Source organism: Sorangium sp. So ce119, assembly GCF_051524405.1.
In the GTDB taxonomy this organism is placed as follows: domain Bacteria; phylum Myxococcota_A; class Polyangia; order Polyangiales; family Polyangiaceae; genus Sorangium; species Sorangium cellulosum_G.
This window is the reverse complement of the sequence record NZ_CP150310.1, coordinates 4466705-4490000: the sequence shown is the minus strand read 5'-3', so window position 1 is coordinate 4490000 and position 23296 is coordinate 4466705. Positions and strand designations below refer to the sequence as shown.

Sequence of the window (23296 nt, the reverse complement as noted above, 5' to 3'; positions counted from 1 at the left end):
TACGGAACGGATAACCGCTGAAAGCATCTAAGCGGGAAGCCGGCCTCAAGACCAGGTGTCCCGGGCCGCAAGGCCCCTAAAGACCCCTCGTAGACCACGAGGTTGATAGGCCGGGTGTGGAAGCCGAGCAATCGGAGGAGCTAACCGGTACTAATAGGTCGTGCGGCTTGACCATACTTCTAAGGCAAACATCGAAGCGTCGCGCCCGGAGTTCGGGTGACGAGCAGCGTGACACAGCTGGCCCAGCGTAGAGCACCGCGAGAAGCGGGCTCCGCGGGTTCCGATTGGACGCACCCACAAGTTTCCGGTGGTGATATCGAGAAGGTCACACCCGATCCCATACCGAACTCGGAAGTTAAGCTTCTTGGAGCCGATGGTACTGCCAGGGCAACCTGGTGGGAGAGTAGGACGCCGCCGGGATTTTTTTGAGCCTCCGCACAGGCAAGCGCCGTGCACGGGTTCTCTCGCCGCCAAAGTGCGGCTGGTCGCTGCTCCCAGGGCAAGCAGCGATGACGTCGCGCCTGAAGTCAGGGCGACAGGCAGGCCAGCATACCTGGCCAGGGCTGGGGCTCGCTCCTCGCGAGCCCCACCCAACGTCCGACCGGATTGGACGCGCCCGCAAGTTTCCGGTGGTGATATCGAGAAGGTCACACCCGATCCCATACCGAACTCGGAAGTTAAGCTTCTTGGAGCCGATGGTACTGCCAGGGCAACCTGGTGGGAGAGTAGGACGCCGCCGGGGTTTCTTCGAACCTGCGCACAGGCCTCGCTTGTGCGCAGGTTTTTTTTTGTTCTCCGCGCGCCGCTCGATCGCGCCCGCGGGCCTGCTCCGGGCGTTTGCAGCTCGCCGGGCTGCCGGTCTCGACAGCGACCGCGCAGCGGGGCGCCGGCACGGGGACGCCGTCGAGATCAGCGAGGCGGAAGGGGCGTTCCGAGCAGCCCGGCCCCCGGAGGGGGTGTTCGCCAGCCGGCGCGGGGCCCCGCCGAGCTCGCCTCGGACCCTGCATCGAGGCGGTAGGTCCGCCTGAACCCCCTCCCAACCTCCGTAAGCGCCGGCGGGGGGGTCCACGCGGCGGGGGCGGGCGGGCGCGCTGAGCACCGACCGAGGTGCCATAAGGTCTCAGCGCGCTCGAGGTTTCAGGCGCGCCTTGTGTGGCGCGCAACGAAACGTTCCAGCCGGCATGGCCCGAAGGGAGACATGCCGGGCGGTGTTCCATGCGCAAGCTCTCTCGCCGCCCGCCTCGGCGGATGGCCAGCGCCCGCCCGCCCCCGCCGCGTGGACCCCCCCGCCGGCGCGGCCACTCGCAAGCTCTCCCGCCGCCCGCCTCGGCGGATGGCCAGCGCCCGCCCGCCCCCGCCGCGTGGACCCCCCCGCCGGCGCGGGGCCACTCGCGAACGAGCGGTTGCGCCGCCTCCCGCCGTGAGGGATGGCTTTTGCATACCCCCGCAGCCCCCCGCTCAGGAGGGCCTCGTGGAGACTGACGCTCGGCCGAGGCGCCGCGCTGACCGGCTCCGCGCGAGCGCCGCCGATGGCCAAGAAACGCTCCCCCGAAACCGATCCGCTCGCCCGCTTCCACCCGGCCACCCAGGCGTGGTTCCGCGGAGCGTTCGCCGCGCCCACCCCCGCTCAGGCCAAGGGCTTCCCGCCCATCCTCGACGGCGCCTCCACCCTGCTGCTCGCCCCGACGGGCTCCGGCAAGACGCTCGCGGCCTTCCTCGCGGCCATCGACCGGCTCATGGCCTCGCCAGAGCCCGACGCCGCCGAGCGCTGCCGCGTCCTGTACGTCTCGCCCCTCAAGGCGCTCGCCATCGACGTCGAACGGAACCTGCGCGCCCCGCTCGCCGGGATCGCCGCCGCAGCCGAGCGGCTCGGCCTGCCCTACCGCGTCCCCCAGGTCGGCGTGCGCTCCGGCGACACCAGGCCCGAGGACCGCGCGCGGCTCGCCAGGAAGCCGCCGGACATCCTCATCACCACCCCCGAGTCGCTCTACCTCCTGCTCACCGCCAACGCGCGCGATCGGCTGCGCAACGTCGAGACCGTCATCATCGACGAGATCCACGCGCTCGTCGCGACGAAGCGCGGCGCGCACCTCGCCCTGTCCCTCGAGCGCCTCGAGGCCCTCCGGCAAGCGACCCGGCCCATGCAGCGCATCGGCCTGTCCGCCACCCAGCGGCCGCTCGACGAGGTCGCGCGCATGCTCGGCGGCGGCGAGATCGAGGGCGCCGGCGCGGGCGCGCGCTTCGCGCCCCGGCCGGTGACGATCGTCGACGCGAGCGCCCCGAAGGCGCTGGAGCTCCGCATCGAGGTGCCCGTCGAGGACATGACCAAGCTCGGCGAGGTCGCGCGGGCAGGCGAGGGGCCGCCGCCAGGGCCGGCCGACCCGGCGCAGCGCTCGATCTGGCCGAGCATCCACCCGCGGCTCGTCGAGCTCGTGCGCGCCCACCGCACCACGATGATCTTCGTGAACAGCCGGCGCCTCGCCGAGCGCCTGGCCGCCGCGCTCAACGACACCGCGGGCGCCGAGATCGCGCTCGCGCACCACGGCTCGATCGCGCGCGAGCAGCGCCAGCAGATCGAGGAGCGGCTCAAGGCCGGCCTCCTGCCGTGCATCGTCGCCACCTCGTCGCTCGAGCTCGGCCTCGACCTCGGCGCCGTCGACCTCGTCATCCAGCTCGAGGCGCCCCCGTCGGTCGCCGCCGGGCTCCAGCGCGTCGGCCGCGCCGGCCACGAGGTCGGCGGCACCTCGCGCGGGGTCGTCTTCCCCAAGCACCGCGGCGACCTGCTCGCGTGCGCCGCGGCCGCGTCCCGCATGCGCGAAGGCAAGGTCGAGGCGACCCTCTACCCGAGGAACCCGCTCGACGTCCTCGCCCAGCAGATCGTCGCCGTCGCCTCGATGGACACCCTCCACGTCGACGCGCTCTTCTCGCTCGTGCGCAGGGCCGCGCCGTTCGCCGACCTGCCGCGCGCGAGCTTCGAGGGCGTCCTCGACATGCTCTCCGGCCGCTACCCGTCCGACGAGTTCGCCGAGCTCCGGCCCCGCATCGTCTGGGACCGCGTGGGCGGCGCCGTGCGCGCCCGCAAGGGCGCCAAGCGCCTCGCCGTCGTCAACGCCGGCACCATCCCCGACCGCGGCCTCTACGGCGTCTTCCTTGATTCCGGCGGCGACGCGGCGCGCCCCGGCCGGCGCGTCGGCGAGCTCGACGAGGAGATGGTCTTCGAGGCCCGCGAGGGCGAGGTCTTCCTCCTCGGCGCCTCGTCGTGGCGCATCACCGACATCACCCACGACCGCGTCCTCGTCGTCCCCGCGCCCGGCGAGCCGGGCAAGATGCCGTTCTGGCGCGGCGACCAGGCCGGGCGCAACGCCGAGCTCGGCACCTCCATCGGCGCCCTCGCGCGGCGGATCGCCTCGCTGTCCGACGACGAGGCCGAGCGGGCGCTCGCCGACGAGCACGGGCTCGACGCGCGCGCCGCGCGGAACCTCGTCCGGTACGTGCGCGATCAGGCCGCGGCCACGGGCGAGGTCCCGAGCGACCGCGCCATCGTCCTGGAGCGGTTCGTCGACGAGGTCGGCGACTACCGCATCTGCCTCCTGTCGCCGTTCGGCGGCCGCGTGCACGCGCCGCTGTCGACCTGCATCGCCGAGAAGTGCCGCCTCGAGCTCGGCCTCGCGGTCGACACCGTGTGGACCGACGACGGCATCGTCCTGCGGCTGCCCGAGTCCGAGTCGCCCCCCGACGCGAAGCAGCTCCTGCCGCAGGCCGACGAGGTGGAGGAGCTGCTCGTCCGCGGCCTCGGCGACACCGCCCTCTTCGCCTCGCGCTTCCGCGAGTGCGCCGGCCGGGCGCTGCTCCTGCCGCGCAAGTTCCCCGGCAAGCGCTCGCCGCTCTGGGCCCAGCGCAAGCGCGCCGCCGACCTGCTCGCTGTCGCGTCGCGCTACGGCTCCTTTCCGATCCTGCTCGAGACCTACCGCGAGTGCCTGCGCGACGTCTTCGACCTCACCGCGCTCGAGGACCTGCTCCGGCAGATCGCGGCCCGCAAGGTCCGCGTCGTCACGGTCGACGTGCGCGCGCCGTCGCCGTTCGCGGCCACGCTGCTCTTCGCTTACGCGGGCAACTTCATCTACGAGGGCGACCTGCCGCTCGCCGAGCGCCGGGCGCAGGTGCTCGCCATCGATCACGCGCGCCTGCGCGAGCTGCTCGGCGAGGCCGAGCTGCGCGAGCTGTTCGACGCCGACGCGGTGGTGGCCCTCGAGGCGTCGCTCCAGCGCCTCGACGGCCGCATGCCGCTCAAGCACGAGGACCAGGTGCACGATCTCCTGCTCTCGCTCGGCGACCTCACGCGCGACGAGGTCGCGGCGCGCGCGGCGGGCGCCGACGTCCCGCCCGAGGCGGCCCGCGAGCGCGCCGCCGCCTGGATCGACGAGCTCGCGCGCGACCGGCGCGTCATCGAGATCCAGCTCGGCGGCGAGCGCCGCCTCGCCGCCGCCGAGGACGCGGGCCGGCTGCGCGACGCCTTCGGCGTGGTGCCGCCGCCGGGCTTGCCGATCGCGTTCCTCGAGCCGGCCGCCGACCCGCTCGCCGAGCTCGTCGCCCGCTACGCGCGCACGCACGGCCCCTTCCGCGCGGAGGACGTGGCGCGGCGCTTCGGCCTCGGCCCCGCGCCGGTCCTGGCCGCGCTCGCGCGGCTCGCCGAGCGTGGCCGCGTCGTCGAGGGCGAGTTCCTCCCCGGCGGCCGCGGCCGGGAGTTCTGCGACGCCGAGGTGCTGCGCTCGCTGAAGCGCCGCTCGCTGGCCCGCCTGCGGGCCGAGGTCGAGCCGGTCCCGCCGGAGGCCTACGCCCGCTTCCTCGCCGACTGGCACAACCTGCACCGCCGCCGGCGGGGGCTCGACGGCCTGGTCGCGGCGCTCGAGCAGCTCCAGGGCGCGCCGCTCTCGGCCTCGGCCCTGGAGGCCGAGATCCTGCCCGCGCGCGTCGAGGGCTACCGCCCCGGCGATCTCGACGCGCTCTGCGCGGCCGGCGAGGTCATCTGGCGCGGCGTCGAGCCGGTCGGCGACGGCGACGGCCGCGTCGCGCTCTACCTCGCCGAGGCGTACCCGTACCTCGCCCCGCCGCCCGGCCGCGCCGAGGGCGCGCTGGCCGAGGGCATCCGCGCCGCGCTCGCGCGCCGCGGCGCGCTCTTCTTCTCCGACCTCTCGCGGGAGACGGGCGCCTTCGGCCTCGACCTGCTCGGGGCGCTCTGGGATCTCGTGTGGGCCGGCGAGGTCACGAACGACACGCTCGCCCCGCTGCGGGCCCTCGGCCGCGAGTCCCGCTCGAGCGGCCGCCGGCGCGACCGCGATCGCCCCGCGCCCGGCCGCGGCCTCTCCGCCTTGCGGGCGCGCCGGATCGGCCCGCCGGGCAGCGAGGGCCGCTGGTCGCTGCTGGCGCCCCCCGGAGCCGCCGCGAGCGCGGCCGCATCGACCGCGGGCGCGACCAGCGCGAACGCGCCCGCGAACGGATCGGCCGCCGGCGCGACCGGATCGCCCGCGGGCGCGCCCGGCGAGACCGAGCGCCGCGCCGCGCTCGCGCGCGCCCTGCTCGAGCGCCACGGCGTGCTCACGCGCGAGGCGGCGGCGGTCGAGGGGCTCGCGGGCGGCTTCTCCGCCGTCTACGACGTGCTCCGCGCCATGGAGGAGGCCGGCCAGGCGCGGCGCGGCTACTTCGTCGCCGGGCTGGGCGCCGCGCAGTTCGCGGTGCCCGGGGCCGACGACCGCCTCCGCGCGTGCCGCGAGCCGTCCGACGATCCGCGGACGCTCGTCCTCGCGGCCACCGACCCGGCGAACCCGTGGGGCGCCGCCGTCCGCTGGCCCGAGCTCGCCGCGCGCGGCGACGGCGCTCCCGAGGGCGCGGTCCGCGGCCCGGTGCGTCCCCAGCGCGCCGCCGGCGCCCTCGTGATCCTGCACGACGGCCGGCTGCTCGCGTGGATGGGCCGCACCGAGCGGAGCCTCACCACCTTCCTGCCCGAGGCCGAGCCCGAGCGCGGCGACGCGATCCGGGCGATCGCGTCGGCGCTCGCGGCGCTCGTCAGCGAGGGGCGTCGGCGCGCGGTGCTCGTGGCGACGATCGACGGCGAGCCGGCGCACAGCTCGCCCCTGGCGCGCGCGCTCGCGGACGTGGGCTTCACCTCCGGGGCGCACGGCTACCTCAAGCGCGCTCCCACGGCCGAGCGGGGCCCGTGGCGCCCGCGGCAGGTGCCCGGGAACGCGCCCGACTGGGCTCGCCGCGCGGCCGCGGCGGGCGTCGACGGGTCCGAGGACGAGGTCGACGGCTTCAAGCCGCCGCCCGGCCTGCGCTCCTGGCCGGCCCAGTCCACGGCGGGCGGGTGGCGGATGTCGCCCCCCGGCGCGACCGGCGCAGGCGCGGACGACGGCGGAGCGCGCGCGGTCGAGGGCGGCCTTCCTGACGACCTCGACCTGGACGACGACGACGCGCTGTTCGACGACGGCGCGGGGCTCGACGAGGGATCGGCGTGATCTCTCCCGGCGCGCTGCTCCGGCAGCCGCGCCTGGATCACGCCTCCAACAAAAAAGGACCGCCGAGCAGCCAGGAAGGGGCGACCCTTCGTGGTTCCTCGGCGGCTCTTGCTCGTCGTGCGGCGCGGGAGGGATCTCGCGCGGCCCGCTGCCGACGAGGTCAGCCCTGGTGGCTGTGCTCGCTCGGCTTCACGTCATGGTTGCCGCGGTTCTTGCGGGCCCCGTTCGACGACTGGCTCCGCGCCTCGGCGCCCTTGCGCCCGATCGTCGCCATGTGCTCCCGGTTCTGGCTGACGACCTCGCCGCCCTTGCGGCCCGCCGCGCGCGCCTCTTCCGACGTGAACTCGTGCGCCGTGCCCTTCTCATGCGCCGCCTTGCCGCCCTGGCTCGCGATCTGGCGCTGCTGCTCCGCGTTCATCGCCGCGAAGCCACGCTTGCTCTCGCTCATCTGTCCCATGCTCCACTCCTCGGATTGATGTGCATCGTGAACGTCACTCGACGACCGTGACTACCTGCCGCCTAGCCACATCGCGCCGGCGGTGCCGGCGACGCCAGACGCTGCTGCAACGCGGGTGCCAGACGGGAGAGCTCGGACGATTCCCACGATGCGTCGAGGCCGGACAATTGATGACCACATGCCCGCGCCAGGTGTCCTCTCCAGGACCCACTGCGGCAAACTGCCTCACTGTGCGTGCGGCCGTGCGTGGGCGCCCCAACTCGTTGCGGGCTCAGCCGTGGCGGTCTCCATGGAACGTCGTGCGATCTGATTTTCTTGTTGCAATTGCCGGCGCATGCTCGTCGCTCGTCGGACGAGCGGCGAGACGATCTGTCGTCATCACGCGACACAGGGCCCCACGAGGGCTTCTCGGGATTCGCCTGAACAGCCGCCGGGTTTCGCGATCGAGCATCCGGCGACCTCCGGTGTCTCGCTGTATCGCCCTCTGCGTGATCCGCTCGGCGCCTCTCGCTTCTTGTGTGACGGTCTATTTATGTTGATGCGGTTTCGGGTCGAATGGACCGCAGGGATCCTCGGCGGGATCGTGCGGCAGGGCGGGGGAGGGCGGCGCTGGCGCGTTGCGTCTTGACATCGCGGCGCCGCTTCCGCTCTCGTTGCACTGCATCATCACGTCTGCCTCCCTCGAGCCGGCGAGGGCCGCGTCCTGGGGCTGGGGTGACGATACTTGCGGGAGATCCACGATGGCGGTTCCGATTCCGGGGGTTCGGCTCGACGGGGGCCAGCCCTTCTCACCGAAGACGACATCCTCGCCCCGCCGCGCGCGCGGGCGTTCTCCGGGGGCCTCGCGCGGCGCGGGCCTCCTCGCGCTGGCGCTCGTCGCCGGCTGCGGCGGGGCCCCGGGCGCGGCGCCCGCGGAGAGCCCGGCGTCGGGCCCCGAGCCCGCGGCGAAGGAGCCTTTCGACCTTGAAAAGGCGCTCGCCCGTGAGGCCGACGATCTGCCCGCCCGTGAGGTCCGCGCCGCGGACTGGTCGGCGCGCGCGTTCGGGGCGGCGGAGCCGAAGATAGAGCAGAAGGAGAAGCTGGTCGCGATCTCCATCCCCATCGGCACGGCCAGCCAGGTCGAGTGCTTCGTTTACAACACGATGCTCGACTCGGGCGAGGTGATAAGGAACTTCATCGAGCTCCTCGACCCCGAGAAGCTGGATGTCGCCCGCATCATGCCCTGGGAGATCAGCGTGCACCGCGAGAGCCCCGCGGTGTTCGTTCAAGCGCTCTACTTCACCCAGACCGGCGCCGGGAAGGCGGCCGGGCTGCTCAAGATCGCGCTGCACGCCGACAAGGCGCACCCCGTCGCCTGCCTGCACGACGAGGTCGGGTATGTCCGCACGTTCGAGCGGCTCGCCAAGGGGCTCTTCGACTCGTTCGACTCGAAGAGCGCCGCTGCGAAGCCCGAGTACACGGACACGGTGATCCTGCGCCTCGACAAGCTCCCTGTCGGCTTCGAGACGAGCGATCTGTTCAAGGACGAGGACGGGCAGCGACGATGGTTGTCGCGCTCTGCCACCTTCATTCCCCGAGGCCCCAGATCGCTGCACATCGAGGACGAGGCGTCCAACGTGCTCATCGATCCCGAGGGGCGCATCAAGGGAGGCGTCTGGGTCGAGACCTCGCAAGGGGCGGTGAGCCACCGGATCGAGCTGTCGCAGAAGAAGAACTTCCAGTACGACTACGCGGGAGAGGTCGAGGGCAAGAAGGTCCAGGGGACGATCTCCCTCGCGGCCAAGGCGTGGCTCGCCTCGCCGGTCGCCACCGCCTCGGAGCTCGCGCGGCTCCTCAAGAAGAAGGGCGCCTTCGACCTCAAGCAGCAGGAGTACATGCCCTCCGTCGACCCGACGAAGCCCGTCGACGTCCAGTACCTCCGCGACGCCTCGGGCTCCGTCACGGTCAACATGAGCACCATGCGCCTCGTGGGCAGCCTGGCGCCCGACGGCCGCCCGGAGTCGTTCCAGGTCTCGAGCGACGGCGCCGCGCTGACGCTCCAGCGGGCCTACGTCCGAGGGAAGCTCTAGGCACCGCCCCACCGCGCGGCGAGCGCGAGCGTCCGCGCGTTCTCGCGGCGGGCAAGGAAGAGCTCGCGCAACGCCGGGCCACCGACCATGGCGGCCCGGGCGAGCAGCCGGTCGCGCGCCGCGGAGATCGCCGCCCGCGCCCCGGCCAGATCGCCGTTCGCGGCGAGCGACTCGGCGTGGGCGAGGCGGACCAGCGACTCGCCCTCCTCGACGGCGCCCAGCGACTCGAGCGTCGACATCGCCTCGCCCGCCGCGGCGAGCGCCTCCCCGGCGCGCCCCAGGCCGAGCAGCGCCTCGGCAAGCACCGCGAGCGCCGCGGCCCGGAGGGGCGGCACGGCGCCGAGCGACGCCGCCGCGGCGCGCGCCTCGCGCTCGGCCCGCTCGAGCTCGCCGGCGAGGACGTGGGCCTCGGCGAGGTAGGTCCGCGACGTGCCGACGGCGCGCGGGTCGCCCTGCCGCTCCTCCTCCTCGATCGCCTGCCGGAGCGCCCGCTCGGCCTCCGCGAGCTCGCCGCGGTGCGCGAGCACGTGGCCGAGGTTGGCGAGGGCGAGCATCGCCGGATCGTGCAGCCCCATGCGCTGCGCCTCGTCCATGGCGGCGCGCAGCGCCCGCTCCGCGCGCTCGAAATCGCCGAGCTCCGCATGGAAGAAGCCGAGGTTGCTCCGCGCGACGCACGCGTTGCGCCGGTCGCCGGCGCGCTCGAACGCCTCGAGCGACGTCCGCGTGGTCTCGAGGCAGGCGTCGAGACGCCCGCTGGCCATGAGCTGCACCGAGCGCGCGTTGCACACCCGCCCGAGCAGCTCGGGGTCGAGCGCGCTCCGATCGTCCGCGGGCCCGTCGAGCTCCTCGAGCAGCGCGTTCGCCGCCGCGTAGTCGCCGCCGAACGCGACGAAGTTGGCGCACTCGACGAGGCACACGAGCCGCGCGCTCGCGGCCCCCTCGGCGGGCGGCTCGCCGCTCGCCGCGTCGGCCCAGCGCGCGACGCGGTCGTAGTTCCCGAGCTTGCCGGCCGCGAGCGCGGCCTGCTGGACCGCGCGGAACCAGCCCGCGGACCCGCGGCGGAGGTGGTCCGCCGCCTCGACGCCGCGCTGCTCGCCCCGCGCGAACTCGCCGCGCCAGGCGTGGGCCTCGGCCTGCACGAGGCGCAGCGCCCCGAGCAGCTCCCCCGCCGCGCCGCACCGGACGCCGCGCTCGGCGAGGTCGAGCGTGGCGACGAGATCGTTGCCGAGGAGGGCCTGCTCCGCGGCGCGCTGGTACCAGACCGCGGCCCAGCCCGGATCCCCGCCGCGCTCGAAGTGCTCCGCGAGCAGCGCCGCGTCGGCCTCGCCCGCGCGCTCCAGCCACTCGCCCGCGAGCCAGTGGCCGAGCTCGCGATCGCGCTCCGTGAGCATCCCGTACGCCGCCTCCCGGATGAGCGCGTGCCGGAAGGTGTACTCGGCCTCGCCGGCGAGGCTCTCCCCCCGGCCGCGCACGATGAGCTCGCGCTTCTCGAGCACCTCCAGCGGCCGCGCGGCGTCCGCGCCGCCGAGGAGCGCGGCCACGCCCCCGCGCCAGAACGTCTCGCCGAAGACGCTCGCCGCCCGCAGGGCGCGCCGCGCCTCGATGTCGAGCGCCTCGAGGCGGGCCTGCACCATCACGAGCACCGTCTCGGGCACGCCCGCGCCCTTGCCCCCGGCCACGGCGCGGAGCTGCTCTTCCAGGTAGAACGGGTTGCCGTCCGCGCGGTCCACGAGCGCCTTCACCAGCTCGTCGCTCGCGCCCTGGCCGAGCGCCTGGCGCACGAGCCGCTCGCTGGACCGGCGCGTCAGCCCCACGAGGCGCACCTCGAGCGCGCCGCGGGTCATCCAGAGATCCCCCAGCGTCTCGCGCATCTCCGGCCGGCCGAGCCCCAGCACGAAGAACGGCAGGTCCCGCAGGTTGCGCAGCGCCCCGTCGACGAGCCTCACGGTGGGCAGGTCGCTCCACTGCAGGTCCTCGAGCACCAGGATCACGGGCGCGCGCGCGCACTCCGCGCGGAGGAAATCCTCCCAGGCGGCGCGGAGCTGGTCGTTCATGAGCACCGGGTTGCGCCGCGCCGCGCGGAGCTGCACGTCCTCGTCGTCGGAGAACCGCGCGCCGACGAGCTCGCCGAGGAAGGCGGCCACGCGCGCGCCGCCCTCGGCCCCGCGCTGCGCGACGCGCGCCCTGAGCTTCTGCCGCCGCGCCTCGAGCGGCTCGTCGTCGACCAGGCCGATCGCGCGGCGCAGCGCCTGCGCGAGCAGCCCGAGCGCGGAGCCGGCGCGCATCGGGTCGCCGCGCCCGATCCAGATCTGCGCCCCCTCGCCGCGGGCGCGGAGCCGCTGGAGCAGCTCGTACCGCAGCCGCGACTTGCCCGATCCGGCCGGCCCGATCACGACCGCCGCGCTGGACAGCGACTCCTCCACGCACTGGAGGAACGCGGTCTCGAGCAGCGCGAGCTCCCGCTCGCGGCCCACGCACGCCGTCGGCCTGCCGAGCAGCAGCGGCGGGGCGTCGAGGTGATCGTCCCGCTCCCCGTGCAGGCGCTGCCAGGCGCCGTCGGGCGCGACGTCGAACCGGCCTCCGAGCAGCCCCGCGGTCACCTCGTCGACGCGGATCGGCCCCGCCCCCGCGGGCGCGCGGTCCTCCGCGATCATGACGACCGCGCGGTCGATCAGCTCGCCCACGGGCGCGCGGGGCCCGAGCTCCGCGCGGCCGGAGACGAGGGCCACGGGCGCCCCTCCGAGCACCGCGCGCAGGGAGAGCGCGCAGCGCGCCGCCCGCACGGCGAGGTCGGTCGGCGCCTCCGCGCTGGAGAGCGCGATGACGGGCGACTGGTCGGCGAGGATCTCGAGCTGCCCGCGGTAGCGCTCCGCCACCGCGCGCAGCGCCCGCGTCCGGTGGTCCATCGCCTGCGCCGCGCGCGCCGGCGCCTCCTCGACGGTCGCCTCGCGCGCCAGGATCAGGCTCACGACCTTGCGCTCGCTGCTCGTGATCTCGCGCGACCGGGCGCCGGACGACGTCGTGGGCCAGTCGAGCATGCGCTCGCCCAGCGCGGCGAGCTCGGACGCGACGGCGTCGCCGTCGTCCGGGCGGCGGTCGCGCGACTTCGAGAGCATCTGCGCGACCAGCGCCTCGAGCGCGGCCGGGAGCTCCGGGCGGAGCTCCCTGAGCCGCGGCGGCTCCTCGAGGACGATCTTGAGCGCCACCGAGAGCGGGTCGTTTCCCTGGAACGCCGCGCGCCCGGTGAGGCATTTGAAGAGCACGCAGCCGAGCGAGAAGATGTCCGCGCGCGCGTCGATGTCCGGCTCGCCGCGCGCCTGCTCGGGGGCCATGTAGCCCGGGGTGCCGAGCATGGCGCCCGTCGCGGTGAGCCGCTGGTCGACGCCGGCCGCGCGCGCGATCCCGAAATCGATCAGGGTGACGCCCTCCACGGCGGCGCCCGGGAGGAAGAGGTTGCTCGGCTTCAGGTCGCGGTGGACGACGCCCTCGCGGTGGACGGCGCCGAGCGTGGCCGCGACGCGCACGCCGAGCGCCATGGTCTCGGCGAGCGTGAGCTCCGCCCGGCTCAGCCGCTGGGCGAGCGTCTCGCCCGAGAGCCACTCCATCGCGAGGTACATCTGCTGCGCGGCGGTCACCCCGTCGGCGATGTACCGCACGATCCCCGGGTGCTGCAGCGCCGACAGCGTCCTGACCTCGCGCGCGAAGCGGTCCGACCCCCGCTCGCCGGAGCCCCGCAGGATCTTCACCGCGACCGTCTCGCCGCTCCGCCGATCGCGCGCGCGGTACACATCCCCCATGCCGCCGGAGCCCGCGAGACACTCGATCTCGAACCTGCCTCCGACGATCTCACCAGCGCGCATGGGCGCCCGAGCATACAGCGGCTCGCGGCGCGTCCAGCGCCATCGCCGGCCGGCCTGCCTCGCGGCGCAGGTGGCGTGTCTCGTCTCACGGGAAAATTGAATGGCCGAGAGAATTTTGTCTCACCGTGCCCGAGGGCCGGAGCGCTTGAATCGACTCAGCTTTCTTACGAACTGGCGACGATTTGGATGTCCTGCGCCGGTCGGATCAGGTTAGATATCCTCCCGGCCGGCCGAACGTCTCCTCGTGGGAACAGAGCATCGTTTCAAGCGGAAGGAGCTCTCAATGCGCCTTGTGAGATCGCGTGTCTGCGGCTCGGCCGGTGTCCGGCTTGCGGTGATGGTCGCGGGTGTGTCTGCCCTCGCCGCCTGCGTGGCGGACATGGAGGACGATCCGGCGGTGGCCGTCGGAAGCAGCCAGGAAAGCTTCGAGGCGTTCGAGCGGGCGACGTTCCGCGAGCCTGACTCCGGTGTTTACATCGTCGACGGCGACACGCCTGTCGTCGACATCAAGCATCTCCGGGAGTTCTGGGAGACCCACGTGCGCGACGGCGCCCTCATCGTGCAGCGCGCCGGCGGCAGCGACGTGGTCTGGGCATCGGGCCAGAAGAAGAGCCTCACCTACTGCGTGAGCACGAGCTTCGGCGCCCGACATGGCGCCGTGGTGGCGGCGATGACGTCCGCCACCGGCGCGTGGGAGGCGGTGGCCGACGTCGACTTCATCCACGTGAGCGCCCAGGACGCGGCGTGCACTGCCACCAACAGCGCCGTGGTCTTCGACGTGAATCCGGTGAACGTCTTCGGGCAGTACCTCGCGCGGGCGTTCTTCCCCGACACCTCCCGGCGGGAGCGCAACGTGCTCATCGACGACAGCGCCTTCGGAGCGGGGGATCCCTCGCTGGAGGCGGTCCTGCGGCACGAGCTCGGGCACACGCTCGGCTTCCGCCACGAGCACACGCGCCCCGAGTCGGGAGCCTGCTTCGAGGACAACAACTGGCGCGCGCTGACGACCTACGACGTGGCGTCCGTCATGCACTATCCCCAGTGCAACGGCATCGACGACTGGAGCCTCGTGCTCACCGCGAAGGACATCCAGGGCGTCCAGGCGCTCTATGGCCCGCCCAGCGGCGGGGGTGGTGCCGGTGGCGGCGGCGGTGCCGGTGGCGGCGGCGGTGCTGGCGGCGGCGGCGGTGCCGGTGGCGGCGGCGGTGCTGGCGGCGGCGGCGGCGGGACGGGGGGCACGCCGACGACCGAGAACTTCAGCGGCAGCATCGCCAGCTCCGCGTTCGTGGACGTGGGGTCGGGCGCCGGGTTCGACGTCACGCCGGGGACGAGCCTCCGTGTCGTCATGACCGGCACGGGCGACCCCGACCTCTACGTGAGGTTCGGGGCGGCGCCGACGACGAGCGCCTACAACTGCCGCCCGTACACCGGCGGCGCGTCCGAGACATGCACGCTGGATGTGCCGGCCGGACAGACCAAGGCGTTCGTGAAGGTCCGGGGCTACACGAGCGCCACGTTCAACGTGGCTGTGACCTACACGCGGTCGAGCGGCGGCGGCAGCAGCGGCGGCGGCGGCCGGGCGACGTCGACCACGTTCAGCGGCAGCCTCGCGGCGGGCGCGTGGGCCTCCCACGGGCCCCTCGCTGTGGTTCCAGGCACCCGCTTCGAGCTCGGGATGACCGGCTCGGGCGATCCCGACCTCTACCTGAGGTTCGGAGCGGCGCCGACCGCGGCCTTGTACGACTGCCGCCCGTACAAGGACGGCGCGGCGGAGACCTGCTCGCTGACGGTCCCCGCGGGCCAGACGCAGGCCTTCATCTCGGTGAACGGCTACACGACCAGCACGTATCAGCTCAACGCGAGCTACACGACTCCGTAGTTCCCGCCCCGACGCGCATCCCCGAGGTGGGTATCAGGCGCAGGATGAGCAGAGTACGGGGGGCCCGTCATCCAACGGGCGAGCGGCATCTCTGCACAAAAAATCGTCGCCGGAAATTGGGCACTCCACAGGGACCCTTTCTAGGGTGCTCTCATGGACAAGAAAATTGTTGCCGCAACTCTCCTGCAGGCGCTTGCCGTTGCCCAGCGCGAAGGACGCGCCGAGACCCTCGAGTCGCTCGTCGAGACGCTGCGTGTTCGCCGCAAGGACGTCCGGAGCACGCTGACCCTGCTCCACCGCCAGGGCATGGTGGACGTGCTCCGGATGCGACTCACGCTCTCCGGGTTCGCGATCGGCTCGGCGCTGATCGGAAAGACCTTGCCGGCGCTCCGCGCCGCCCCGCGGGCGGCCACCGCCGCGGCGTGAGCCGCAGCGCGGCATTCCGCGCGAGCGAGCGCTCCGAGCGCCCCGGGCGCCCCGAGCGCCCCGGCCGCCGCCCGGGCGGAGCCTAGGCCTCGACGAGGCCCGAGCGCACCGCGAGGCGGGTCAGGTCGGCCACGCTGTGCGTCGCCACCTTCGCGCAGAGGCGCGCCCGGTGCGTCTCGACCGTCTTCACGCTGATCGAGAGCTGCGCGGCGACCTCCTTGGCCGAGCGGCCCATCGCCAGCAGCCGGAGCACCTGCCGCTCCCGGTCGCTCAGCGACGCCACCATGTCGCCGCGCGAGGCCGCGTCGCGCCGCTGGAGCGCGCGCACCATCGCCGCGCTCACGTCCGGCGACACGGCGGTGCGCCCGCGGACCACGGTGCGCAGCGCCTCCACGAGGTCGGCGAGCCGGCTCTGCTTCGACAGGTATCCATCCGCGCCGGCCCGCATCGCCTCGGCCACGCGGAACTCGTCGCGGTGCATCGAGAGCACCACGAGGCGCAGCTCCGCGAGCCCCTTGAGCTCCCGGATCAGCTCGATCCCGCTGTGATCCGCGAGGCAGAGCTCGACCACTGCCACCTGACAGCGGTGGAGCTCCGGCGCGCCGAGCGCCTCCCTCGCGCTCGCAGCCTGAACGACCTCGCCCACCCCTGGCTGAGACGCGAGCGCGTGCGCCAGCGCTTCCCGTACGACGTGTTGATCATCGACGAGCAGGATATTCATGTTGACGGCCCCCCTTACCAAATTGCCTTGTATCAAAGCCGTTTGAACTCCACGAACCTGTTTTCTCGGTAAGGAGCCGCCTGGCAGCGTCGATTTCGTTCCTGCGGTGCCGGACTGGCCTCCTCGCGAGAGCGCCTTGGACGAGCGCGAGAGGGCCAGTTCGTCATGCAGCCTGGCGATCCGAGGCTCGCAGCGGGAACGGCCGTTCGTTCGGCGAGCCGGGGCGCTCCTCGGTCGCTCCGTCGTCCAGGCGTCCGGGCGCTCCGGTCGAAGCCTCTCCCGTGGCCGTTATGTTTGCGCTAGATAGGCTGCCTCATGCCTGGCCTGCGCGGAGCTCTCCTCTCCGGTCTACGACCCGACTCGGCGTTCTGGCGCCGGGCCCTCACCGCGGGCGTCACGCGCGGGCCGGAGCCCTGGGTGCGCCACAGCCCGCCGGTCTTCGGCGTGCTCTTCGCGGCCGCGCTCCCCGAGCTGCGCCGGCGCGTCGAGCAGAACCTCCGCCGCCTGCGCGGCCCGCGGTCGCGCATGGCCGACATGCTGGACACCGCCGCGGTGTTCGCCACCTACGGGAGCTGCATCACCGAGGCGCTCCTGCTCACGAGCGGCCGCGGCTACGCGGTGGAGCGGCGTTCGCGGGGCGTCGAGCACTACCACGCGTGCGCGGCGGCCGGCCGGGGGATCCTCATGGTCACGGCGCACACAGGCGGCTGGGACATCGCCGGGCAGATCCTCGGCGTCGTGCACCCCGAGGGCGTCATGCTGGCGATGCAGCGGGAGCGCGACGCCGAGGCGCGCGCCATCCAGGACGCGGCGCGGCGGCGCGCCGGCGTGCAGGTGGCGCACATCGGCGACGGGCCGCTCGACGCGCTGCCGCTGCTCAACCACCTGCGGCGCGGCGGCGTCGTCGCCATGCAGATCGATCGCGTGCCGCCCGGGATGCGCAGCCGCGAGGTCCCGTTCCTCGGCGCCCGCTGGCGCGCGCCCGAGGGCCCGATCGCGCTCGCCGCGATGAGCGGCGCGCCCATCCTGCCGGTGTTCACGCACCGCCTGGGCTTCCTCGAGTACGAGGCCGTGGTGGCGCCCCCGATCTGGCTCTCCCGCCGCGCCACCGAGGAGGAGCGGGACAGGGCGGCCGCGGAGATGATGGGCGCGATGGAGCGCTTCCTCCGCGCCCACCCGACGCAGTGGTTCCACTTCGCCCCCGACGGCCCCGTCGCGCCGGCGGCGGGCTGAGCGAGCGTGTTCTAGAGCGGACCTTCCGTGAGGCCGTGGACGAACTGCCTGACGCGCGGGTCGTCGCTCGCCTTCGCCTCCTCGGTGGTGCCGTCGAAGATGAGCCGGCCGCGGTAGAGCATCCCCACCCGGTCCGTGACCGTGAGCAGCCGGTCGAGGTCGCTGGAAACCATCACCACGGTCGCGTTCATCGCCCGCTGCTCGGCGCGGAGCAGGTCGAAGATGCGCTGCGACGTCACCGGGTCGAGGCCGGCCGCGGGCTCGTCGTAGAGGACGATCTCGCCGCGCGCGATCGTGGCGCGGGCGACGCCGACGCGCTTCTTCTGGCCGCCGGACAGGCCGGCCGGCGTCCGGTCCTCGAAGCCCGCCAGCGACACCACGCGCAGCCGCTCGGCCACGCGCTCCTCGATCTCCTCCTCGCTCAGGTCGTAGAGCCGCCGCAGCGGGAACGCGATGTTCTCTCCCACCGTCATGTAGTCGAACAGCGCGTTGTTCTGGAACAGCATCCCGAACCTGAGCCGGAACGCCTGGAGCTCGATCTCGCTGAGCGCGTGCACGTCCTTCCCGTCGACGAGCACGCGCCCGCGCTCCGGCCGCAGGAGCCCGGTGATCATCTTGAGCAGCACGCTCTTGCCCGAGGCGCCCGGCCCGATGAGCCCGTACAGGCAGCCCGTGGGCACGGCGAGGTCGACGCCCCGGAGGACGGGCATGCCCCCGAAGCTCTTCGTCAGCTGCTCGATCTGGATCATCGGTCGCGTGGCCACGGTCGCCGGGGAAGGGGCGCTCACGCCCGTACCATAGCCCTGTTCGCGGGGAGGGGGCGCGCGCGCGCTACCATGGCCCCGCTGACGGGGAGGGCGCGCGCGTCCGCGTCATGGCTTCGCTACTTGAACGTCGTCCGCGCCACGTCGAGGCGCGGGTGGGACGGGAACGAGATCCCGCGGATCTGCCCGGCGATGCAGGACGCGATGCCCGGGTTCGACGGGCTCGTGGTGACGGTGACGCCCACGGCGCGCCCGTTCTGCACGGCCGCGCAGACGTTCACCTCCATGCTCGAGGGCACGCCGCACGCGTTCAGGTAGCTGCCGCGGTTCAGCACGTTGCCGTAGGCGCCGGCCGTGAGATCGGGCGGGCCGTTGTTGCCGAGCTTGTACTCCTCGACGTAGCGCGCCTGCGCCGCCTCGCAGCTCAGGCCACCGCCGAGCGTCGGGTAGCTGCCGCCGCCGCTCGGCCGCGCCCCCCCGCCGGCGCGCGCCGCCTTGGCGCTGCCGAGGCCGGCGTCGACCTCGATCGCGACGCGGTCGGTCGCGCCCTGCACCGCGAGCTCGCGCTCCTTCTTGTGGCTGCGCTCGCGGTACCACCAGCCCGCGCCCGCGGCGAGGATGACGCCCATCAGCGCCATCCCGAGCAGCGCCTTGTACTGCGTGCCCTGCTTCTCGGCCGACACCACGGCGTCGAGCGCGCGCTTCTCCTGGACGATGTCGCGGTTCAGCTTCGCCTGCTCGGCGAACGGCGCGAACTCCTCCCAGTCCTGGATCGCGCGCTCCTCCCCGGAGAACGTGTCGCGCAGCACCTGCTCGCCCGTGAAGGATCCGGACGCGATCTGCTGGAGCAGCTCCACGCTCGAGAACGGCCCGTGGTCCATGCCGTCCTTGATGACGACGTAGCGCGGCCGCGGATCGGACTCGAGCGCCGCCTTGAGGTCCGCGAGCTTGCGGGTCGGGTCGTTGCCGTGCAGGCGCTGCGGCTGCGCGACCGGGATGGCGACCGCGAACGGCCCGTCGCCGGACACCGCCTGGATCTTCGGCAGCGACGGGGCCGACGGGACGCGCGCCTCCTCTCCGTGCCCGCCCGGCGGCATCATCGAGAGGTTGATGTCGACCTCGAAGTCGCCGTCGCCGTCGAGGTGCGACGTGTCGGCGCTCGGCGGCATCGACGAGGCGCTCGGGACGATCTGGTAGAGCGCCTGCGCGAGGGCGGCGAGGTCCGCCGGGCGGTGCTTCGGATCGGCGACCAGCGACTTGCCGAGCACCGTTTCCAGCGCGGGCGGGATGTCGGGGATCACGTCCGCCGGCCGGCGCATCCCCGGGCCGACGCTGCTGCTGGTGAGCAGCTCGTAGAGGATGGCGCCGATCGCGAAGACGCTCGCGCGCGCGTCGCCCTCGGTGCCCTTGCGCTCCTCGGGCGCGAGGCAGGCGCGGTCGCGGGGCAGGGCGGGCGCGGCGTGCGCGAGCTCCTCGACGAGCTGGAGCGCGCCGCCCGCGCGGTAGGCGAGCGACGAGGGGTGCACGAACAGGGTCCGCCCCTGCGCGTGCAGCTCGTGGAGCTGCGTGCAGAGCGGCACGACGAGGCCGATGGCCTCGCGGATATCGAAGCGACGACCGGCCGCGCGGCGCGAATCCATCTCGGCGCGGAGCGTGCCGGCGGGGATGGACATGCCGACTGGCAACGGGGTGAGGATGACCTGGGCCTGAGCAGACATCGGGGAGGAACACTACGACAACACGCCCGCTCCGCTCAACGCTGCGACGCGATGCTTGCGGTGTGGACGTGCGAAGAAGCCCGGCGCCGACGTGTGTTGAGCAGCGTGAGCGTGCGCTTCTGACGTCAGCGTTCTTCGGCGCGCGTCGGGTGTGCGTTCATCGCTTCAGGGGGCGCGCCCGGCGGCGGTCTCAGCCGGGGTGGCGGTGTCTGCGCTGACGGCGAGGGTGTGCCCTGCGAAGAAGCGGAGCAGGTCGGCCTCGCGCGGCTTCGGCCAGCGCGCGTGGTTGATCGCGCCCTTCTTCGCGGAGCAGCGGTTCCTCAGGGCGCAGTGGGGCTCGTCCCTGCTCGCCTCGTCGAGGCGCAGGAACGCGGTCTGCGCGGTCTGCGTGTCGCGCGCGCGCAGCCACCGCTCGACCGACTCACATGGGAACACGTCGTCGCACGCGCGGTAGATCGCCATCGCGGGCGGGGGAGGGCCCGGGCACGCCCACGTGGCCGGCGGGGCGTCGCTGCCGAAGGTCGCGAACGCCGCGACGCGGTCGGCGCGCATCATCGCGTAGGTCGCCGCCATGTGGCCGCCGTACGAGTCCCCGAGCGCGTAGATGCGGCGCCGGTCGACGAGCTTCTTCTCGAGGAGCTGGTCGATGAAGGCGTCGACGGTCGCGACGTCGACGTTGGCGTCGCCGGTGAAGTCGACGTCGAACGGCGCGATCGGCGTGTAGGTCTTCGAGCCACGCTCGCGCTCGCCCTGGGTCGGGTTCTTGAAGGCGCGGCCCTGGGGCGAGAGCACGATGAAGCCTGCGTGGGCGGGGTCGCCGGTGAGGTTCCACGTGGCGCCGAGCTTGCGGAGGCCCGTCTCCTTGTCGACGGCGGTCGGGTTGTCGCCCTCGGCGTGGAAGAAGACGAGGAGCGGCAGCGGCGCGCGCGTCTCCACGCCGCTCGGCGCGATCACGCAGGCGTAGCGGGGCGACCCTTCGGCGTCGCGCGCCTCGAGCACCTGGGCGCCGCGGCACGGCGGTCTGCCCAGCGTCTTGCGCAGCTCTCGCCTTGGTTCTCCCTGCTCGGCGACGCACCTCCCCTCGCTGGGCGGCCTCGCCTCGGGCGGCTTCGGCGGCTTCGCGGCGGCGGCGGCCGAGCCGGCCGCGCGGGCGCCTGCGTCCTTCTGGGCCGCGGCCGTCCGGGGCTGTCCGGCGTCGGCCGCGGCGGCGCCGGCGCCTGCGTCCCGCTCGAAGACGCCGAGCAGATCGCCGCCGTCGACCCCGGACGACGGCGTGGAGCACGCCGCGGCGATCCACGCTGCGGCGCCGGCGAGCGAGGCGCCCGCGAGCAGGGCGCGGCCGCGCCGGAGGCCAGGGGGGGCCGGCGTCGAGGTGCGCCGGGCGCGGAGGCCGGGTCGAGAGCGAGGCACGGGCGAACTGTAGTACGAGGGTTCCGGAGCTCAGCCGGGATTTCGCGCCCGGTGGAGCTCGGCGATCGGGTCAACCTCGGGCGGCGGCGGGCTGGCGCGGCCGAGCGACCCGAGCACCCACGCCAGCATGCGCTTCGTGGGCGGCACGAGAGGACGATCACCTCGGCCGTCCTCTGGGGGGAAGTCCTCTGGAAGCGTGAATGCGATATGGCGGTCTTCAGCGACGTTCACGTCGAGCTTGTGAACCTTCATGGACATGCCCGTTGGATCGATATCTGACAGGCACGCAGCAGGTCATCCGACGTGACGAGCCAGGTGTCCCGTCGCAAGCGTCCAGGATCGGCGGCAAACCAGATCACGACGTGCGTGTCGAGCAGCCACTTCAAGCTTCGTCTCCCTCGAACGCGCGCCGGATGTCGTCAGGGAGAGGTGCATCGAAGTCGTCCTTGACCTCGATCTGCCCGCGCAAGCCGCCTGCGACCGGCGCGATGCGGGCCGGCGGCTGCGCCTCGCCGAGCGCGATGAGCTCGACGCGTTGCCCACGAAGCGGCGAGAGGGCGGGCAGGGCGCGCACGATGGCGTCGTCCACGAGCACCTGGATCTTGAGCGCTTGCATTCACGTAGGATGCGGCATCGGGGGTAGAACGTCCATGCTCCGGAGGCCGCTGGACGGAGCGGACGGTGGAGCCGAGGGTCCGTAGCCCGCCGGGCGGGGCCAGGGGTGGACGGACGAAGGCGGGCGGAAGGGGACGTCTGGCCAATCTTCCGGCACGAATGGCGAGCTAGGGCGTAATGCATGCTGCCGTGCTGAGCTGGCCCGGCGTAGCTCGACGGGTCGATCTGCAGTGCAATCCCAGGTAAGCTGGACACCTCAATGGCCGATCCCACTCAGGACATCCTCGCCGCCGCTCTGTCGCTTCCCGAACGAGAGCGCCTCAAGGTCGCGTCCGAACCTGACCCTGGTTCCGCCCACCAGGAGTCCAGCCTGGGATCCGGAGAGCGATTTCAACTCAAGGGTGCAAGGGCGCAAAAAAAGAACAGATTTGCGTCTTTGCGCCTTTGCGTCTTTGCGTTAAAATCTCTCTCTCTCTCTCCTCTCACGAGGTAGATCCCTGGCAGGATTTCTGACCCGCGGTACCAGGCACCAGATTGTCCGTCTGGAGCGAGGCGGCCATTCAGGAATCGGCAAGAGTCGCTGGCGGACGCCGGGAAGTGTTGGAGTCTGGCAGCGGGCTCAGCCCAGCAGACCGAGCGGCGCATCCCCGCGCGCACGCAGCCCGGCCTCGGGAGAAGAAGGAGAACGAGCCGTGGCCGCGCCCGGCGCGAGTTGGAGTGCGGCGAGAGGCCGCCGCTCGGCGTATCAATGTAAGTTATCTTACTCGAAAGGCCTGCCGAGAGGGGGTCAGCGCGAGTTGGGATGCCGCGAAAGGCGACCCGGAGGCAATTCATGTAAGCCATCTTGCTCCAGCATGCTGCTGGGAGGCGCCTGGCGCGCGTCTGGATGCGGCGAGGGCCCACCGGACGGCGTCTCGACGTAAGCCGTCTTACGTCATGGGGCCACCGAGAGGCGTCCGGCGCGAGTTGGAATGCGGCGAGGGGCCGCCCGGCGGCGGTTTATGTAAGATGGCTTTCTTTGTCATCCCGCCGCGAGGCGCTCGGCGCGAGCTGGCAGGTGGCGAGGGACTGCCGAGCGGCGATCGGGATGCCGAGACGCCTCTCGACCCCACCGATCGCGCCCGCGCCCGTCCGGCGCGACCCGGACGAACGTACCGTGGCAACCTCCGGCCGCTTGCGGGGGAGCCCGCCGTGGCTAGGCTGGTGCGCACCCAGCCATGACGCTCTTCGATATCCTCATCGGCACCGCGCTCGCGGCGCTCCTTGCTTTTCAGATCTACGTGACCGTGCGCGTCTTTCGGAGCCGCGTCTACGAGCCCAAGCAGAAGGTCTACCAGGCGCAGCTCGTCTGGCTCCTCCCGATCATCGGCGCCGGGCTGGTGTTCTCGATCCTCCAGGAGGAAGACAAGTCCCGCCGCGACGCCTCCTCGCACCTCGGGAGCTGAACCGGCGCGCCCCCGCCGCCGGGCCGCCAGGTCCCGCCGGCGAACCCGCCCGCATCACGTCCAGCCGCCCGCCTCGCTCGCTTCTCCTCCCTCCGTCCTCCGCGCTCATCTGGCCACCTCGGCGCATCCCGCGCGATGCGACGGTGGCACAATCGAACAGGGAATTTCGGTTTCGCCCTTCGGTCCA

Annotated in this window: 14 protein-coding genes and 3 rRNA genes (1 of these 17 only partly in view); 9 read left to right on the top strand and 8 right to left on the bottom strand. The window is 73.1% G+C overall.

The annotated features are described in order from the left end of the window. The 4 genes from WME76_RS16890 to WME76_RS16875 form a co-directional block, all read left to right on the top strand. Positions 1 to 175: ribosomal RNA gene (locus tag WME76_RS16890) — 23S ribosomal RNA — on the top strand (it extends 2833 nt beyond the left edge of the window). A 128-nt stretch (positions 176 to 303) separates the two neighbouring features. Then, positions 304 to 420 (top strand): 5S ribosomal RNA (rrf, locus tag WME76_RS16885). Positions 421 to 625: 205 nt separating this feature from the next. Beyond that, positions 626 to 742: ribosomal RNA gene (gene rrf, locus WME76_RS16880) — 5S ribosomal RNA — on the top strand. Positions 743 to 1529: 787 nt separating this feature from the next. Next, positions 1530 to 6512 (top strand): DEAD/DEAH box helicase, encoded by a 4983-nt coding sequence (locus WME76_RS16875; RefSeq protein ID WP_437961115.1) that lies wholly within the window; start codon positions 1530 to 1532, stop codon positions 6510 to 6512. Positions 6513 to 6672: 160 nt separating this feature from the next. Here the strand turns inward: WME76_RS16875 and WME76_RS16870 are convergent, their stop codons facing one another. Further along, entirely contained in the window at positions 6673 to 6969 is a 297-nt protein-coding gene (locus tag WME76_RS16870; protein WP_437961114.1) for a KGG domain-containing protein, read from the bottom strand. A 740-nt stretch (positions 6970 to 7709) separates the two neighbouring features. On the opposite strand from WME76_RS16870, the gene WME76_RS16865 reads away from it, so the two are divergent. Then, a complete protein-coding gene (locus WME76_RS16865) occupies positions 7710 to 9038 on the top strand; it encodes a hypothetical protein (protein WP_437961113.1) in 1329 nt (442 codons plus the stop codon). Here WME76_RS16865 and WME76_RS16860 read toward each other — a convergent pair. Further along, complete coding sequence (locus WME76_RS16860) at positions 9035 to 12898, bottom strand: protein kinase domain-containing protein (RefSeq protein WP_437961112.1); 3864 nt, start codon at positions 12896 to 12898, stop codon at positions 9035 to 9037. The genes WME76_RS16865 and WME76_RS16860 overlap by 4 nt on opposite strands. Before the next feature lie 349 nt (positions 12899 to 13247). Here WME76_RS16860 and WME76_RS16855 point away from each other — a divergent pair, with 349 nt between their 5' ends. Together WME76_RS16855 and WME76_RS16850 are read left to right on the top strand one after the other, a co-directional pair. After that, on the top strand, positions 13248 to 14777 hold the full coding sequence (locus WME76_RS16855) for a pre-peptidase C-terminal domain-containing protein (protein WP_437961111.1): 1530 nt from the start codon (positions 13248 to 13250) through the stop codon (positions 14775 to 14777). A 153-nt stretch (positions 14778 to 14930) separates the two neighbouring features. Then, entirely contained in the window at positions 14931 to 15203 is a 273-nt protein-coding gene (locus tag WME76_RS16850) for a hypothetical protein (RefSeq protein WP_437961110.1), read from the top strand. 82 nt (positions 15204 to 15285) lie between these two features. Here WME76_RS16850 and WME76_RS16845 read toward each other — a convergent pair whose 3' ends face one another. Next, positions 15286 to 15924, bottom strand: a complete 639-nt coding sequence (locus WME76_RS16845; protein ID WP_433937184.1) for a response regulator transcription factor — start codon at positions 15922 to 15924, stop codon at positions 15286 to 15288. 315 nt (positions 15925 to 16239) lie between these two features. Here WME76_RS16845 and WME76_RS16840 point away from each other — a divergent pair, with 315 nt between their 5' ends. Further along, positions 16240 to 17157, top strand: a complete 918-nt coding sequence (locus tag WME76_RS16840; protein WP_437961109.1) for an LpxL/LpxP family acyltransferase — start codon at positions 16240 to 16242, stop codon at positions 17155 to 17157. Between the two features lie 11 nt (positions 17158 to 17168). Here the strand turns inward: WME76_RS16840 and WME76_RS16835 are convergent, their stop codons facing one another. The 5 genes from WME76_RS16835 to WME76_RS16815 all read right to left on the bottom strand — a co-directional run bounded on the left by WME76_RS16835 (position 17169) and on the right by WME76_RS16815 (position 21665). Next, complete coding sequence (locus tag WME76_RS16835) at positions 17169 to 17945, bottom strand: ABC transporter ATP-binding protein (protein WP_437961108.1); 777 nt, start codon at positions 17943 to 17945, stop codon at positions 17169 to 17171. A gap of 95 nt (positions 17946 to 18040) precedes the next feature. After that, positions 18041 to 19594: a hypothetical protein gene (locus tag WME76_RS16830; protein ID WP_437961107.1), complete on the bottom strand. Its 1554-nt coding sequence runs from the start codon at positions 19592 to 19594 to the stop codon at positions 18041 to 18043. A gap of 210 nt (positions 19595 to 19804) precedes the next feature. Next, a complete protein-coding gene (locus tag WME76_RS16825) occupies positions 19805 to 21049 on the bottom strand; it encodes a hypothetical protein (protein ID WP_437961106.1) in 1245 nt (414 codons plus the stop codon). A 30-nt stretch (positions 21050 to 21079) separates the two neighbouring features. Continuing rightward, positions 21080 to 21301 carry a hypothetical protein gene (locus tag WME76_RS16820; RefSeq protein ID WP_437961105.1) on the bottom strand — a complete coding sequence of 74 codons (222 nt, stop codon included), beginning with the start codon at positions 21299 to 21301 and terminating at the stop codon, positions 21080 to 21082. A 130-nt stretch (positions 21302 to 21431) separates the two neighbouring features. Continuing rightward, positions 21432 to 21665, bottom strand: coding sequence for a prevent-host-death protein (locus WME76_RS16815; protein ID WP_437961104.1), 234 nt, complete (start codon positions 21663 to 21665; stop codon positions 21432 to 21434). A gap of 1216 nt (positions 21666 to 22881) precedes the next feature. Here WME76_RS16815 and WME76_RS16810 point away from each other — a divergent pair. Then, positions 22882 to 23109: a hypothetical protein gene (locus WME76_RS16810; RefSeq protein WP_437961103.1), complete on the top strand. Its 228-nt coding sequence runs from the start codon at positions 22882 to 22884 to the stop codon at positions 23107 to 23109. Positions 23110 to 23296: the final 187 nt, after the last annotated feature.